The sequence below is a fragment of the Mesorhizobium waimense genome (assembly GCF_003601975.1).
Taxonomy (GTDB): Bacteria; Pseudomonadota; Alphaproteobacteria; order Rhizobiales; family Rhizobiaceae; genus Mesorhizobium; species Mesorhizobium waimense.
On the sequence record NZ_QZWZ01000022.1, the window covers coordinates 1 to 15,313 of the forward strand.

Annotated in this window: 13 protein-coding genes; 5 read left to right on the forward strand and 8 right to left on the reverse strand. The window is 64.3% G+C overall.

What is annotated here, in order from left to right; all coding sequences use genetic code 11:
• Positions 1-142: 142 nt before the first annotated feature.
• Complete coding sequence (locus tag D3227_RS24585) at positions 143-1,030, reverse strand: NmrA/HSCARG family protein (protein ID WP_120016875.1); 888 nt, start codon at positions 1,028-1,030, stop codon at positions 143-145.
• A 98-nt stretch (positions 1,031-1,128) separates the two neighbouring features.
• On the opposite strand from D3227_RS24585, the gene D3227_RS24590 reads away from it, so the two are divergent.
• Together D3227_RS24590 and D3227_RS24595 are read left to right on the forward strand one after the other, a co-directional pair.
• Positions 1,129-2,028 (forward strand): LysR family transcriptional regulator, encoded by a 900-nt coding sequence (locus D3227_RS24590; protein ID WP_120016961.1) that lies wholly within the window; start codon positions 1,129-1,131, stop codon positions 2,026-2,028.
• Between the two features lie 48 nt (positions 2,029-2,076).
• Entirely contained in the window at positions 2,077-4,317 is a 2,241-nt protein-coding gene (locus D3227_RS24595) for a mannose-1-phosphate guanylyltransferase/mannose-6-phosphate isomerase (RefSeq protein ID WP_120016876.1), read from the forward strand.
• 60 nt (positions 4,318-4,377) lie between these two features.
• Here D3227_RS24595 and betB read toward each other — a convergent pair whose 3' ends face one another.
• The 5 genes from betB to betI are packed head-to-tail and all read right to left on the reverse strand — an operon-like array spanning position 4,378 to position 10,654.
• On the reverse strand, positions 4,378-5,841 hold the full coding sequence (gene betB, locus D3227_RS24600; RefSeq protein ID WP_120016877.1) for a betaine-aldehyde dehydrogenase: 1,464 nt from the start codon (positions 5,839-5,841) through the stop codon (positions 4,378-4,380).
• A 50-nt stretch (positions 5,842-5,891) separates the two neighbouring features.
• The gene (gene betA, locus D3227_RS24605; protein ID WP_120016878.1) at positions 5,892-7,544 is read right to left on the reverse strand and encodes a choline dehydrogenase; all 1,653 of its coding nucleotides are present in this window, start codon (positions 7,542-7,544) and stop codon (positions 5,892-5,894) included.
• A complete protein-coding gene (locus D3227_RS24610; RefSeq protein ID WP_120016879.1) occupies positions 7,537-8,538 on the reverse strand; it encodes a threonine/serine dehydratase family protein in 1,002 nt (333 codons plus the stop codon). Before D3227_RS24610 ends, betA begins: the two co-directional genes overlap by 8 nt.
• Positions 8,535-10,067 carry a choline-sulfatase gene (gene betC, locus D3227_RS24615; protein WP_281034949.1) on the reverse strand — a complete coding sequence of 511 codons (1,533 nt, stop codon included), beginning with the start codon at positions 10,065-10,067 and terminating at the stop codon, positions 8,535-8,537. Before betC ends, D3227_RS24610 begins: the two co-directional genes overlap by 4 nt.
• On the reverse strand, positions 10,064-10,654 hold the full coding sequence (betI, locus tag D3227_RS24620; protein ID WP_120016963.1) for a choline-binding transcriptional repressor BetI: 591 nt from the start codon (positions 10,652-10,654) through the stop codon (positions 10,064-10,066). Before betI ends, betC begins: the two co-directional genes overlap by 4 nt.
• A 200-nt stretch (positions 10,655-10,854) precedes the next feature.
• Between betI and D3227_RS24625 the strand changes: the two genes are divergently transcribed.
• Positions 10,855-12,021, forward strand: a complete 1,167-nt coding sequence (locus D3227_RS24625) for an acetyl-CoA acetyltransferase (RefSeq protein WP_120016964.1) — start codon at positions 10,855-10,857, stop codon at positions 12,019-12,021.
• Positions 12,022-12,049: 28 nt separating this feature from the next.
• Positions 12,050-13,054: an asparaginase gene (locus D3227_RS24630; RefSeq protein WP_120016880.1), complete on the forward strand. Its 1,005-nt coding sequence runs from the start codon at positions 12,050-12,052 to the stop codon at positions 13,052-13,054.
• On the opposite strand, the gene D3227_RS24635 is transcribed toward D3227_RS24630, so the two are convergent.
• Positions 13,047-14,423 carry a TIGR03808 family TAT-translocated repetitive protein gene (locus D3227_RS24635; protein WP_120016965.1) on the reverse strand — a complete coding sequence of 459 codons (1,377 nt, stop codon included), beginning with the start codon at positions 14,421-14,423 and terminating at the stop codon, positions 13,047-13,049. The genes D3227_RS24630 and D3227_RS24635 overlap by 8 nt on opposite strands.
• 119 nt (positions 14,424-14,542) lie before the next feature.
• Here D3227_RS24635 and greA point away from each other — a divergent pair, with 119 nt between their 5' ends.
• Positions 14,543-15,016 carry a transcription elongation factor GreA gene (gene greA, locus D3227_RS24640; protein ID WP_120016881.1) on the forward strand — a complete coding sequence of 158 codons (474 nt, stop codon included), beginning with the start codon at positions 14,543-14,545 and terminating at the stop codon, positions 15,014-15,016.
• A gap of 15 nt (positions 15,017-15,031) precedes the next feature.
• Here the strand turns inward: greA and D3227_RS24645 are convergent, their stop codons facing one another.
• Positions 15,032-15,256, reverse strand: coding sequence for an AbrB/MazE/SpoVT family DNA-binding domain-containing protein (locus D3227_RS24645; RefSeq protein ID WP_120016966.1), 225 nt, complete (start codon positions 15,254-15,256; stop codon positions 15,032-15,034).
• Positions 15,257-15,313: the final 57 nt, after the last annotated feature.

A 15,313-nucleotide genomic window follows, 5' to 3' on the forward strand; every position in this document is an offset into this window, starting at 1 on the left:
ACAAGCCTGAGCTGGTCGTGGTGGTAGAAAGCCCTGTATCGTCGGAGCGGCGGCGGCAGATGTTCGAGGCCGTCGACGCCGTGCTGCGCCGCAGCCCCGAAGTCGGCGCCTACAACCAGACTTTCTAGGTTCCGCAGAGTGGTCAGGCGGCGGGCGTTGCCTGCCCAAGAGCGCTCCAGTCGAATTCGCGTGCCCAGTCAGCAAAATTGTGCCAGCGGACCTCCGGGAATTCCTTGCGCAAGGCCGCGATGTCGACGTCGTAACCGACGCGGTCGAACCATTCGAACATCAAAGCTGCATCCTCGCTCTGCTGGCGGGCCGCTGCGATCGGGATTTCCTGGTAGCTGATCGGGCGGCCCGTGGCTTGCGACAGGATCTTCGCCTGCTCCTCGCCGGACAACTCGTCTCCGGCGAAATCGAAGCGTTTGCCAAACACGCGCTCGCGACGCTCGACCAAAGCGGCGACAAAGGCGCCGATGTCCAACAGCGTGACCAACTGGAGGACGCGCTTCGGGGGCATCGCGAAGGCATGAATGCCCTGGCTGAGCGCGCCGAGCGACCACGGCGCGACGACATTCTCCATGAAGGCGACTGGCGCGCTGATCGTGTAAGGGACGCCGAGTCCGACGATGTGTTGCTCAACGAGATACTTGCTTTCGAAATGCGGGATGCCAGTTTTCTTGTCGGCGTCGGCAACCGACGAATAGATCAGGTGGCCGACGCCGGCGGCCTTGGCCGCATCGGCGGCGATCATCCCCTGGCGCGTCTCCTCTTCCATACCAGCCTCATAGCTATTGCCCATCAGGAACATGGTCTCGACGTCTCCGGCGGCCCTCACGACTGAGGCTGTGTCGGCGAGATCGCCCGCCACGACTTCGGCGCCCGCCGATGCCAGCTGCCGTGCAGCCTCGCTGTCCGACCTGCGTGTCAGTGCCTTGACGCGATGTCCTCTCGACAGCAGGGCGCGCGCAACCGCGCCGCCTTGCTGGCCGGTGGCGCCGGTCACCAAAATGCTTCGTTTGCTGGTCATCTTGTCTGCTCCTTCGTTGTGGTGGAGCAAATTTAGGGACTGCCATATTGATGCATAATTGCCTATAATTGAAAAACTTTGTCCCAAATATGGATACAATGCTCGATCTCAACGATATCGTCGTGTTCGCTCGCGTCGTCGAAGCTGGCAGCTTCACCGCCGCCGCTCGCCTGCTCGCCATGCCCAAGACAACGGTCAGCCGTCGCATAGCCGCGCTCGAGCGCGAGGTAGGGGTCCGCCTTCTGCAGCGCACGACACGAAGCCTTAACCTGACGGATGCCGGGCGCCTCTACTATGAGCAGAGCAGCCAGGCGTTGCGGACGCTCGAGCAAGCAAATCTGCGCCTCGCGGAAGCAAGGGCCGAACCTTCCGGCACGATTTGCATTTCGGCGCCCGTCGGCTTCGGTGGCTATTTCCTCACCGGCGCCGTGGTCGAGTTTCTGACAATGTATCCAAAGGCCAAGGTCGAGCTCCGCTTGACCGACGACAGGCTCAATCTGGTCGAGGACGGGATCGACCTCGCTTTCCGCACTGGCGTCCTTCAAGATTCGACGCTGATCGCCCGCAAGCTCGGCTCGACCCACAGGCTGCTCTGCGCCAGCCCCGACTATCTCGCGTGCCATGGAGTGCCGGAAGCACCCGCGGATCTTGCCGGCCACGACTGTGTCATCGCGGGCTCTTCGGCTGCCGGCGCTCATTGGGTGCTGGAGGGGCCAGACGGTCAGGTGACGGTCGCAGTAGGCGGGCGCTTCGCCGCCAACGAGATGCAGGCAGTCGTTGCGGCCGCGCTTGCGGGCTTCGGCATCGCCCAATTGCCGCACGGCATGGCCGAGGCGCTCATCAGCGAAGGACGGATGAAGCGTGTTCTCAAGGACCATACGACGCCGGCCGGCGGCCTGCACGTCCTCTATCCGAGCAGCCGCCACCTTTCGCCGCTGGTCAGGGCTTTCATCGAGCTGGCGGCCGAGCGCATTTCCAATCAGCTAAACACAGCTTAAAGGCATGTGTAATAAGCAGTCGGCCACAACCTTGAGCGCGAGACCTGAATGAGCGAGCGGATCGTCAGTTTTGTCATGAGCGGCGGCGTCGGCTCGCGGCTCTGGCCGCTGTCGCGCGAGGACAATCCCAAGCAGTTTCACGATCTCTCCGGAGACGGCTCGATGCTGGCCAAGACCTTGCGCCGGCTGACGGCGAGGCCCGATGGCGAGACGCCGATCTTCCTGATCGCCGCCGAGCGCCACGCCGAGCGTGTTCATGCCGATCTCGCCGGCCTCGACCTTGCCGGCGGCGGCCCGCTGTTCGAACCGACCGGCCGCAACACAGCCGCAGCCGTCGCGCTGGCCACTTTGCGCACGCTGTCGGAATTCGGCGACAGCCTGGTGCTGGTGGTGCCGTCCGATCATGAGATTTCGACCACGCGGCAGTTCTGGGAGAGCATCGAGGCGGGCGCTGCGGCGGCCGGCGACGGCCGGCTGGTGGTATTCGGCATCAAGCCCAGTCAGCCCGAGACCGGCTACGGCTATATCGAGGTATCAGGCGACGAGGCCGGCATCTTCGACGTCTCGCGCTTCGTCGAAAAGCCCGATCTTGCGACCGCGCAGAGCTATCTCGAGGCTGGAAACTTCTACTGGAACACCGGCATCTTCCTGTTTCGCGCTGGCGCCATGCGCGATGCCTTCGCGGCGTTCCAGCCGGATATCTGGCAGGCGACCGAAACGGCTTACAAAGCGGCGACATCGGACCTCTCCGGCCTCTATATGCCGCTGGAGTTCTACGCGGCCATTCCCTCGACCTCGATTGACTACGCCATCATGGAGCGGGCCAAGGACATCGCCATGGTGCAGGCCGGCTTTCGCTGGAACGACCTCGGCTCCTGGCAGTCGCTGCTCGATGTCGGCCCTTCGGACGGTCAGGGCAATGTGATCGTCGGCGATGTCGTCGCCATCGATTGCGAGAACTCCTATATCCGCAGCGAAGGCCGGCTTTTGTCGGCCATCGGCATGAAGGATGTCGCCATCGTCTCCACTGCCGACGCGACCTTCGTCGCCCCGGTCAGCCACAGCCAGCACGTCAAGAAGATCGTCGAACAGCTGGAAAAGTCGGGCCGGCTGGAGACCCGCTTCACGCCGGCGCATGACCGCGTCATCGAGAGCGGCGCCTGGCGGCGGCGCGTTCGTCACTGGCTGTTCGAGGAAACCTTGCCGCTGTGGTCGACATCAGGCGTCGACGAGCGCCATGGCGGCTTCCACGAGGCGCTCGGCTTCGATACCGCGCCGCTGCTCAAGCCGAAGCGCATGCGCACGCAGGCCAGGCAGGTCTATGCCTTCGCCGTCGCCAAGGCGCGCGGCTGGACCGGCCCGGCCGATCGGCTGATCAGCCACGGCATCGACTTCATGGCCGGCAAGGGCCGCACCGACAGCGGCGGCTGGGTGCGTACGCTGAATGTCGACGGTTCGGTCGCCGACCCCGTCGAGGACGCCTACGATCATTCCTGCGTTCTGCTGGCACTGGCGCACGCCCATATGTCGGGCAACCCCGATGCCTTGCTGCTCGGCGAGGAAACCTTCGCCTTCCTCGATGCCCATCTCGAGGATGAGCGCATGACTGGCTTCCTGGAAACCTCGAGCGGCGAGGGCGAGCGGCGCTCCAACCCGCATATGCATCTGCTCGAGGCCTTCCTCGCCTGGCATCAGGCGACCGGCGAGCGCGCCTATCTGCGCCGCGCTGCACGTATCATCGACCTTTTCCGCAGCCATTTCTTCGACCCGGAAAGCTGGACGCTGGGCGAATATTTCGACGCCGGCTGGAAGCCGGTGGCCGGCGAGAAGGGCGCCTGGACCGAGCCTGGCCATCATTTCGAATGGGCCTCGCTGCTGGTCGATTTCGCCGACCGCAGCGGCCAGACAGAGCTGAGCGGCTTTGCTCGAAAACTCTATGCCTCGGCGATCGCCAACGGCCTCAACCGCGCCACCGGTCTCTCCTACGGCGCCGTCTCCAGACAGGGCCTGCCGCTCGACCTTGTGTCGCGCAGCTGGCCGCAGGCCGAGGCCGTCAAGGCGGCGATCGCGCTGGATGGCTCAGGCGGGCCGGACCTCAAGCCCGAGATCGAAGCCCGCGTCGGCCGCCTGTTCCGCTGGCACATAGACCCGGCGCCGCTCGGCCTCTGGATCGACCGCATCGACGAACGCGGCCGCTCGCTGGCATCGGACGTCCCGGCCAGCATCTTCTATCACCTCGTCTGCGCGCTGACGCAGTATCTGGATGAGACGGTGGAGAAGGGTAGCTGAGAGGCTGAAGCTGCCTCCCCCCTTGCGGGGGAGATCGGCCGTCACGCCGGCTTTCGCCAATCAGTAAGGGCTCGTCACATCCCCGGTCTCGACATAGACCGCCTTCAGTTGCGAGTAGAGCGCCAGCGCCGCCAGCGAATTCTCCCGCCCGATACCCGACTGCTTGAAGCCGCCGAAGGGAATTTCGATCGGCGTCAGATTGTAGGCGTTGATCCAGCAGGTGCCGGCCTGCAATTCGGCGATGACGCGGTGCGCGCGAGGCAGGTCGCGCGTGAACACGCCCGCCGCAAGGCCGAATTCGGTGTCGTTGGCGCGGTCGATCACCTCGTCCTCGCCGTCGAACTTCAGCACGCTCATCACCGGGCCGAAGATCTCCTCTCGGGCGATGCGCATGGTGTCGGTGACGCCGGTGAACACAGTCGGCTCGACGAAGAAGCCGCCCTGGAAACCTTGCAGCGACGGCACGTTGCCGCCGCAGGCGAGCGTCGCTCCGTCCTGCTTGCCGATCTCGATATAGGAGACGACCTTCTCGTGCTGCGCCTTGTTGACCAGCGGCCCCATCTGCGTTTCGGGATCGAGCGGATCGCCGATGCGGATCTTCTTGGTCCGTTCGACCAGCCTTTCGACGAAGCGGTCGTGGATGCCGCTCTGCACGAAGACGCGCGTGCCGTTGGAGCAGATCTGGCCGGTCGAATAGAAATTGCCGAGCATGGCGCCGCCGATGGCATTTTCGAGATCGGCGTCGTCAAAGACGATCAGCGGCGACTTGCCACCGAGCTCCATCGTCGCATGCTTCATCTTCGAGCCGGCGAGCGACAGCACCTTGCGGCCGGTTGGCACCGAGCCGGTCACCGAGACCTTGGCGACGACATCGTGGCCGACGAGGCCGGCGCCGACATCGCCATAGCCTTGCACGACGTTGAACAGCCCGTCGGGCAGGCCGGCCTCGGTGTAGATCTCGGCCAGCGCCAGTGCCGACAGCGGTGTGTTCTCCGACGGCTTGAACACCATGGCATTGCCCATGGCCAGCGCCGGCGCGGATTTCCAGCCGGCGATCTGGATCGGATAATTCCAAGCGCCGATGCCGACGCAGACGCCGAGCGCCTCGCGGCGCGTATAGGCGAAGGGCCCGCCCAGATCGACGGCCTCGCCGTTGAAGGCGGCGACCGCGCTGCCGAAATATTCCAGGCAGTCTGCCGCCGACGGTGCGTCGGCCACCAGCGTCTCCTGGATCGCCTTGCCGGTATCGAGCGTCTCGATGCGGGCGAGATCGGCATTGCGGGCGCGCAGAATGTCGGCGGCGCGGCGCAGGATGCGTCCGCGCTCGACTGGCTTCAGCCGCGCCCAGGCGGGCTGTGCCGCCCGCGCGGCCTCGATGGCCAGTTCCAGCACGTTCGGTGTCGCCGAATGCAAGGTCGCGATGGTCTCGCCGGTGGCCGGATAGATGACCGGCAACGCAGCACCGCGCTCGTCGTCCAGGTAGCGGCCGTTGACATAGTGTGATGCCGTTGGCTGGGCGCGCATGGCTGTTCTCCAATTTTACATGCGGATCGTTCAGTCCGCCCGACAATGCTCTATCTGTCCGACACCTGCCAGCGCGGATTGATCCATGGTTCCTGGTTGGACGACGCCAGCGGCGTGCGGCCGAGAATGTGGTCGGCTGCCTTCTCACCGGTCATGATCGATGGCGCATTGAGGTTGCCGTTGGTGACGCGCGGGAAGATCGAGGAGTCGGCGACGCGCAATCCCTCGACGCCGATGACGCGACATTCCGGATCGACGACGCTTGATTGATCATCGGCACGACCCATCTTGCAGGTGCCGCAGGGATGGTAGGCGCTCTCGGCGTGGTCGCGGATGAAGGCGTCGAGATCCTCATCCGACTGCACATGGCTGCCGGGCGAAATCTCCTTGCCACGGAAGCCGTCAAAAGCCTTCTGGCCGAAAATCTCGCGCGTCAGCCGGATGCAGTGGCGGAACTCGGTCCAGTCGTCTGGATGCGACATGTAGTTGAAGCGGATCACCGGCTTCGATTTCGGGTCCGGCGAGCGCAGTGTGATGGAACCGCGCGACTTCGATCGCATCGGCCCGACATGCGCCTGGAAGCCGTGCGACGTCGCCGCCGCCTTGCCGTCATAACGCACTGCCGCCGGGATGAAATGGTACTGGATATCGGGATAGTCGACACCGGCCTGCGAGCGCACGAAGGCGGCCGCCTCGAAATGGTTGGTCGCGCCGAGGCCAGTCTTGAAGAACAGCCATTGCGCGCCGATGAGCGCCTTCGAGAACGGGTTCAGCACCGAATTCAGCGTGATCGGCTTGGTCGATTCCTGCTGGATGTAGAGCTCCATATGATCCTGCAGGTTGCGGCCGACACCGGGCCTGTCGGCCACGACCTGGATACCGTTTTCCTGAAGATGCGCGCCCGGGCCGATGCCAGACAGCATCAGGATCTTGGGCGAGTTGATCGACGACGCGGCGACGATCACCTCGCGTCGTGCCTTAACGACTTGAATCTGCTTGTGAGCTTCGATCTCGACGCCGATGGCACGTTGATTCTCGATGATCACCCGACGCGCGAAACCCTTGAGCAGGCTAACATTCTTGCGTTTCAGCGCCGGCTTCAGATAAGCGCTCGCTGCCGACCAGCGGCGGCCGCCGCGGATCGTCTGCTCCATCGGCCCGAAGCCTTCCTGCTTGGCGCCATTGTAGTCGTCGGTCAGCTCGAAACCGGCCTGGCGGCCGGCCTCGACGAAGGCACCGTAGAGTGGATTGCGACGCGGCCCGCGCTGCACGTGCAGCGGGCCGCTCTTGCCACGCCAGCCGTCTTCGCCACCGTCCGAGTTTTCCATGCGCTTGAAGTAGGGAAGCACGTCGGCGAAGCCCCAGCCGGTCGCGCCCTCTTCGGCCCAGTGGTCGAAGTCGCGCGCATGGCCGCGCACATAGACCATGCCGTTGATCGAGGATGAGCCGCCGATGACCTTGCCGCGCGGCGTCGCCAGCACGCGGCCGCCGAGATGCGGCTCCGGCTCGCTGGCAAAGCCCCAGTCGTAGAGGCTCATATTGAGCGGGATCGACAGCGCCGACGGCATCTGGATCAGCGGCCCGAGATCGGTGCCGCCGAACTCGATGACGATCACCGAATTCTTGCCGTCTTCCGACAGCCGGTAGGCCATGGCCGAGCCGGCCGAGCCGGAGCCGATGATGACGAAATCTGCTTCAAGCATGGTTCATATGCGCCATGAAATCGGCGAGCGAAACGTTGCCGCCGGTTGCCACCACAAGGACGGTTTTGCCCGTCACATCCATCTTGCCGCCGAGCAGTGCTGCGAGCGATGCCGCGCCAGACGGCTCCAGCACCAGCTTCATCCGTTCGAAGGCGATCCGCATCGCGCTGCGCACCGATTGATCGTCGACCGTGATGCCACGAACGCCGGCGGTCTTGACCGCCGCGAACGGCGCGTCGCCCGGCCGCCGCGACATCAGCCCGTCGCAGATCGACTTCGGTCCGATCGGCATGGTCTCGATGGCGCCACGTGCCAATGACGAGCCCATGCCGTTGAAACCTTCCGGCTCGACGCCGATGATCTCGGTCGCCGGCGACAGATAGTGGAAGGCGAGCGACACACCGCCGATCAGCCCGCCGCCACCGACCGAGCAGAACAGCAGATCGGCGCTGGCGCCCTTATCAGCCAGTTGGTTGAGCGCTTCGAGACCGGCGCCGGCCTGGCCGGCGACGATCTCGGGATCGTCGAACGGATGCAGCAGCGTGAGGCTCTCCGTCTCGGCGATCTCGCGCGCCTTGGCGGCAGCGACCTCTTCGCGTGCGCGATCGCCATGGTCGGTCAGCACGACGCGCGCGCCATAGCCCGCCGTCGCATCGCGCTTGGCGGCCGGCGCGTCGATCGGCATGACGATGGTGACGGGAATGCCGAGCGCCTGGCCGGCTGCCGCCAGCCCTTGCGCGAAATTGCCGGAGGAATAGGCGACGACGCCTTTGCTTGCCGCGTCCGCCGAAAGCCGTTTCAGCCGCCAGTAGGCGCCGCGCACCTTGAAGGAGCCTGCCCATTGCAGCGATTCCGGTTTGATGAAGACGCGGGCGGCGCCCGTCTCGCGCGCAAGTGCTTCCGACTCCAGCAGCGGCGTGATCTGCGTCGCCTTGGAGGTGACCGCGTAGGCCTGCCTGAGGTGATCGAGGGAGGGGACGAGAATTGTCATCATTCGCCTCTCGGATACCTTTTGTTCTCTTCGAGGTTGTCGAGGTTCATGTGGTTGCGCATGTAGCGCTCCGATGCCTTTTGCAGCGGCTGGAAATCCCAGGGGTAATAGGCGCCGTTGCGTAGCGCCGGATAGACGACCCAGCGGCGCGCCTGGCTTTCGCGCACGGCGGCGTCGAAGCCGGCCATGTCCCAGCGCGCCCGGACCTTCTCCATGAATGCCGCCACCAGGGCCGCATTAGCCGGATCGTCGGCGAGGTTGTTTCGCTCGAGCGGATCGGCATTGAGATCGAACAATTGCGGCGGATCGAGCTCGCAATGGACGAACTTGTAGCGGCCGTCGCGGATCGCCACCAGTGGCGCGTATGACCCTTCCGCCGCATACTCGATCAGCACAGGCGCGGTGCGCTGCCCGCCCTTGGTAAGCGGCAGCAGCGACTGGCCGTCGGTCCACGGAGCGATGGCGCCGATGTCGATGCCGGCGAGGTCGCACAGCGTCGGCGTTACGTCGAGGTTGGAGACCGGCGCTTTGATCAGTCCGGCCGGCACGCCCTTGCCGGCAATCATCAGCGGCACCTGCACCGAGCCTTCGAAGAAGCTCATCTTGAACCACAGGCCACGCTCGCCGAGCATATCGCCATGGTCCGAGCAGAACAGGATGACGGTGTCGTCGAGCATGCGCGTGCGCTTGAGGACGTCCAGAAGCTCGCCGAGCTTGTCGTCGACATAGGAAATGTTGGCGAAATAGCCGCGCCGGGCGCGACGCACCTGCTCGCGGGTGATGTCAAAGGACGAGTAATCGGAGGCGTGATAGAGCCGCTGCGAATGCGCATCCTGCTCGCCATGCGCGATGAATCCGGTCTCCGGATCGAGCGCCTGGCAGTGTTCGTAGAGATCCCAGTATTGCTTGCGCGCGACGTAAGGGTCGTGCGGATGCGAGAGCGAAACGGTGAGGCACCAGGGCCGATGGTTCGCATCATCCTGCTCACGCGAAAGCTGATAGAGCTTCTGCGTGGCCAGGAAGACAACCTCGTCGTCATATTCCATCTGGTTGGTGGTCTCGGCGACGCCGGCGCCGGTCACCGAGCCCATATTATGGTACCACCAGTCGATGCGCTCGCCGGGCTTGCGGTAGTCTGGAGTCCAGCCGAAATCAGCCGGATAGATGTCGGTGGTCAAGCGCTCCTCGAAACCGTGCAACTGGTCCGGCCCGACGAAATGCATCTTGCCCGACAGGCAGGTGTAATAGCCGGCGGCGCGTAGATGATGGGCGAAGGTCGGGATGGAAGACGCGAATTCGGCGGCATTGTCATAGACCCCGGTGCGCGACGGCAATTGCCCGCTCATGAACGAGGCGCGGCCCGGCGCGCAGAGCGGCGAGGCCGTATAGTTGTTCTTGAAGCGCGCCGAGCGGGCGGCAAGCGCCTTGAGGTGCGGCACATGCAGGAAGTCGCCCGGTCCATCGGGGAACAGCGTGCCGTTGAGCTGATCGACCATGACGATCAGGAAATTTGGCTTCTTCTCGCTTGTCACTGCTTCTGCCGCCCACCGAGTTTCGTTTCGAGATAGTCCTCGACCAGCGCTATCGCCGTCGCGGCATCGGGCACGCCGTCCTTCAGCGCGCGCCTGATGTAGAGCCCGTCGATCAGCGCCGCTGTCGCTTCGGCGACGCGGTCGGCTTCGTTGCGCGGCAGGATGCCGGTCAGTCCGCTCAACAGGTTGGAATGCAGCCGCCGCGCGTAGACCTTGAGCAGCCGGCGAAGTGCCGACGATTTCTGCGCCTCGACATAGAAGGCGAGCCAGGCGGCGATGGTTTCCGGCTGGAACTGCAGATCGGAGAAGTTGACGGCCACCACCGCCGAAACACGCTCGCGTGAGGTTTTGGCCGAACCCAGGGCGCGCAAAGTGTCGGCGGTCAGTTCGGCCAATATGTGCCGCATCGTCGCCAGCAAAAGCTCGTCCTTGACACCGAAATAGTGATGGGCAAGTGCCGACGACACGCCTGCACGGCCGGCGATCTCCGACATGGTCACATCAAGAGAGCCGCGCTCGCCGATCGCCGAGATCGTCGCGTCGATGAGCGCCCTGCGGCGCAATGGCTCCATTCCGATTTTCGGCATTCTTGTTCCCGTTTCTTGCAGCATGATTATTTTTTATTGACGGATCAATCAACAAAAAATCGACACAGAGTGTGCGCTGCACCAAGCGATTGTTCGGTTCCGGCCCTTCACGGATCAGTAGAAATGGTTCACACTTGAACAATGCTTGAACAGTGCGCCGCTGCCAACGTGCTAGGCTGGCGCCGAGGATGGAGACCGCCATGACCGCATGCATCGTCGGCTGGGCGCATTCGCGCTTCGGCAAGCTCGAAGGCGAGACGCTGGAGGGCCTGATCACCAAGGTTGCCGTCGACGCGCTCGACCATGCCGGCATCGGGCCGGACGATGTCGACGAGATCGTGCTCGGCCATTTCAACGCCGGCTTCTGCGCCCAGGATTTCACCGCAAGCCTTGTGCTGCAGGCCGACGATCGGCTGCGCTTCAAGCCGGCGACGCGGGTCGAAAACGCCTGCGCCACCGGCTCGGCCGCGGTCAGGCAAGGCATCCGCGCCATCGACGCCAATGCGGCCCGCATCGTGCTGGTGGTCGGTGCCGAGCAGATGACGACGACGCCCGGACCGGAGATCGGCAAGAACCTGCTGAAGGCATCCTACCTGCCGGAGGACGGCGAGACGCCGGCCGGTTTCGCCGGCGTCTTCGGCAAGATCGCACAGGCCTATTTCCAGCGCTATGGCGACCAGTCGGACGCACTCGCCATGATCGCCGCCAAGAACCACAAGAACGGCGTCGACAATCCCTATGCGCAGATGCGCAAGGATTTCGGCTACGAGTTCTGCCGCCAGGAGAGCGAGAAGAATCCCTTCGTCGCCGGCCCGCTGAAGCGCACCGACTGTTCGCTGGTATCCGACGGTGCGGCCGCTCTGGTCCTGGCCGACACTTCGACAGCGCTCAAGATGCGCCGCGCCGTCGCCTTCCGCGCCAACGAGCATGTGCAGGATTTCCTGCCGATGTCGAAGCGCGACATCCTTGCCTTCGAGGGCTGCGAGCAGGCGTGGAACCAGGCGCTGAAAAAGGCCGGCGTCACGCTGGACGACCTCTCCTTCGTCGAGACGCATGACTGCTTCACCATCGCCGAACTGATCGAATATGAAGCGATGGGCCTGGCCAAGCCTGGCGAGGGCGCGAAACTGGCCCTGGACGGCACGACGGCCAAGGACGGCCGGCTGCCGGTCAATCCCTCCGGCGGGCTGAAGGCCAAGGGCCACCCGATCGGCGCCACCGGCGTGTCGATGCATGTGTTGACCGCCATGCAGCTTGCCGGCGAGGCCGGCGGCATCCAGGTGCCGGGCGCCAAGCTCGGCGGCATTTTCAACATGGGCGGTGCCGCGGTCGCCAACTACGTTTCCATTCTCGATCGGATCAGGTAGAAGCGGCCCGCATTTCGCGGGTGATTTCATGACAAATCCGGTTCTGGTCGAGGTTTTGCGCGGCGCGGTGGTCGAGAGCGGCCATCGCGGTGCGGTCGCCGTGTTCGATGCCGATGGCAAGCCGTTGCTGGAGCTCGGCGACACGGCGCGCCCGGTGTTTCCGCGCTCGGCGGTCAAGGCGATCCAGGCGCTGCCGCTGGTCGAAAGCGGCGCGGCCGATGCCTACGGATTCGGCGACCGGGAACTGGCACTCGCCTGCGCCTCGCATTCCGGAGAGCCTGCGCATGCCGAACTGGCTGACGCGATGTTGGCCAAAGCCGGCCTTGATCGGACCGCGCTCGAATGCGGCGCGCACTGGCCGATGGATCATGACGCGACGGTGGCACTTGCCCGTACCGGCGGCGTGCCGAACCCGCTGCACAACAACTGCTCCGGCAAGCATGCCGGCTTCCTTTGCACCTGCGTGCACACCGGCACCGCGCATCGCGGCTACGTCAAGGCGGGGCATGCCTTTCAGGAGATGGTCCGCGACGCCATGCAGGCGGTGACGGGTGCGGCCCATGATGTCGATCATTGCGGCACCGACGGCTGCTCGATCCCGACCTATGCCGTGCCACTGAAAAGCTTCGCGCTGGGCTTTGCCCGCATGGCGACCGGCGCTGGTTTCGAACCCGTACGCACCAAGGCGGCGAAGCGGCTGTTTGCCGCCTGCATGGCCGAGCCCTTCCTCGTCGCCGGCACCGGCAGGGCCGATGTCGCGCTGATGCAGGCGGCACCGGGCCGGATATTCGTCAAGACCGGCGCCGAAGGCGTCTATTGCGCCGCCGTTCCGGAGCTTGGCCTGGGTATTGCGCTCAAATGCGACGACGGCGCCGGCCGTGCCGCCGAAGCCATGACCGCTGCCGTGCTGGCGAAGCTGCTGCGAGCCGATGAGGCGCTGGCGGCAAAGCTAACCGAACAGGCCAGTCCGGCGATCGGAAGCCGCATCGGCGCAAAGGTGGGTTCGCTCCGTCCCACGGCTGCGCTCAGCTGACGTGGTTGCGCTCGACGGTGAGATGCGCGTAGCCGGGGTCGCCTGAAGAGGCGAGGTCGCCGGTCGCCGGCTCAGCCCAGCGCTGACCGATGATGGCGCCATTTTTCGCGTCGTCGATGACATTGTCCGAGATGACTGCCGTTCCAGCGCCCTCTACGACGGACACGACGATGCCGGTTCCCGCCTTGCGGATGATGTTTCCCGTCGCCACGACATTGCGCAGATAAGCTCCCCAGCCGATCTGCATACCGTAGAGCGGCGCGTTTTCCACGACATTGCCCGATACCGTGGTGTCGGCCTCAACGCTGATGCCGACGCCGAAGCCGGGCGCGTCGGCAGGGTAGGGGCCAGTGGTCGAGAGGTTGCGCACGATGTTGTTGGAGCACACCCCCATGCGACCGCCTTCGTTGAAATTGACGATCGAGATGCCGTTGGCGGCGCCATCGACGATGTTGTTGCCGATGATCGCGCCTTCGAAGGAGAATTCGGAATAGAGCGCTGTCTCACCCGACCGCGAGCAGGTGTTGCCGCTAACCTGCAGATTGCTCGAACTGTTGGCGCGGATCGCCGAGAAGGCGCAATCCGAGACGATGTTGCCCGAAATGGCGACATTGCCGGCGCGAAAGGCGTTGATGCCGTTGCCGTTTTGGCCTGTGCCGCCGCTGCGGGCCTGGATGCGCTGGACGCGGTTTCCGCTGACGATGGTGCCGTCCTCCGCTTGCTGCCAGCGATGCACGAGGATGCCGCCATTGCCGCAGTCGGACACAGTATTGCCGGAGATTTCCAGGCCGCCGGCCTCGACCGAATAGATGCCTGCATCCGCCGCGCCCGATATGTCCGAACGCTCGATGCGGCCGGTCACATGCTCCAGCGCCAGACCGTTCTTGCCGCTACCGGTGACCTGGCAATTGTCGATGACGAGGTGGCCGACGCGGCGCAGGTCGAGCAGCCCTTGCGTATAATCCGCCATCCAGCGGTTGGCACCGTCGAACACCAGCCCGCTGAGCTCGATATGCTCGGCCTGCTCGGCCATCATCAGGTGGCCGTTACCGCCATAGACGATCCGCGTTGCGCCAGGCACACCGGAGAGCCTGATACGGGCCGGAAGCGTGAGGTTCGACACGACATAGGTTCCCGGCGGCAGGAACACCGGCATGTCGCGCTTGGCGGCGTCACGCAGCAGCTTGGCGAAGGCCTTGCTTTGGTCGTCGACCGCACCGGGCTGCACGCCAAGCTCGGTGGCGTTGATCGAGCCGCGCATCGAGGCCTTCTCGATGCCGGGCAGGACTTTTGCCGAGGCCCTACCCAGCGCCAAGCCGATGACGGCAAAGCCGGCGGTTCCCGTGAGAAGTGTTCGTCTGTTCAACATCGGCACAGATTCCAGGCGTTTGCCGCTCACATCGCAGGAATCGTGCCAGTCCGGTTCCGATCCGGCCGGAACGCAGGCAATGGCTTGTGAAGTCACTGCTACACGCCTAAGTTTGGCTTATGAGCAGGGCCTTCACCCGCGAGGAAGACAGCGAAAACGCCATCGCCGGCATTGGCGAGCGGCCGGTCAGCCAGCACCGCAACCTGGTGACGGAGCGCGGTCTCGCGCTGATCGACTCTGAATTGGCGGAACTGCGCGATGAACTGGCAAAGGCCGAGAAAAGGGCCGACCGCGAGCGAATCGCGCTGATGTCGCGCGATCTGCGCTACTGGACTGCCAGGCGCGAAAGCGCCGAGCTATCCGTGCCGGAGCCGGGCAGTGACCTGGTTCGTTTCGGCATGGGCGTCACGCTGGAAGGCGATGACGGCAGGAAGGTGCACTGGAAGATCGTCGGCGAGGACGAGGCCGATCCCTCAAAGGGCAGCATTTCCCACGTCTCGCCGATGGCGGTGGCGCTGTTCGGCAAGAAGGTCGGTGACGTGGCAAGCGTCAACGGCAAGGAATGGGAAATCGTCAAGCTGTCGGACAGCTGAACAATCAGTCGGCGTCTACTTTGCGAGCTTTTGCAGTGCGACCTGGTGTTTATCCATGACATCACGAGCGGCACTCATCTGCCGTTCGAAGCCATCGTCCACTGGTCTTGGAATGACACCATCATCAGTTTCGATGATCTGGAGCTGATCGCCCACTTGCAGATTCAAGCTGTCGAGCAGTTCCCGTGGCAAGATCACGGCTTCTGATCCGTCGTCGAGCTTGTGGATGATAGTCTTCACGGCAGTCACGCCCTTGGTTGCATTCCTCATTGTGGCACAACCTATTTTAGCAATTCA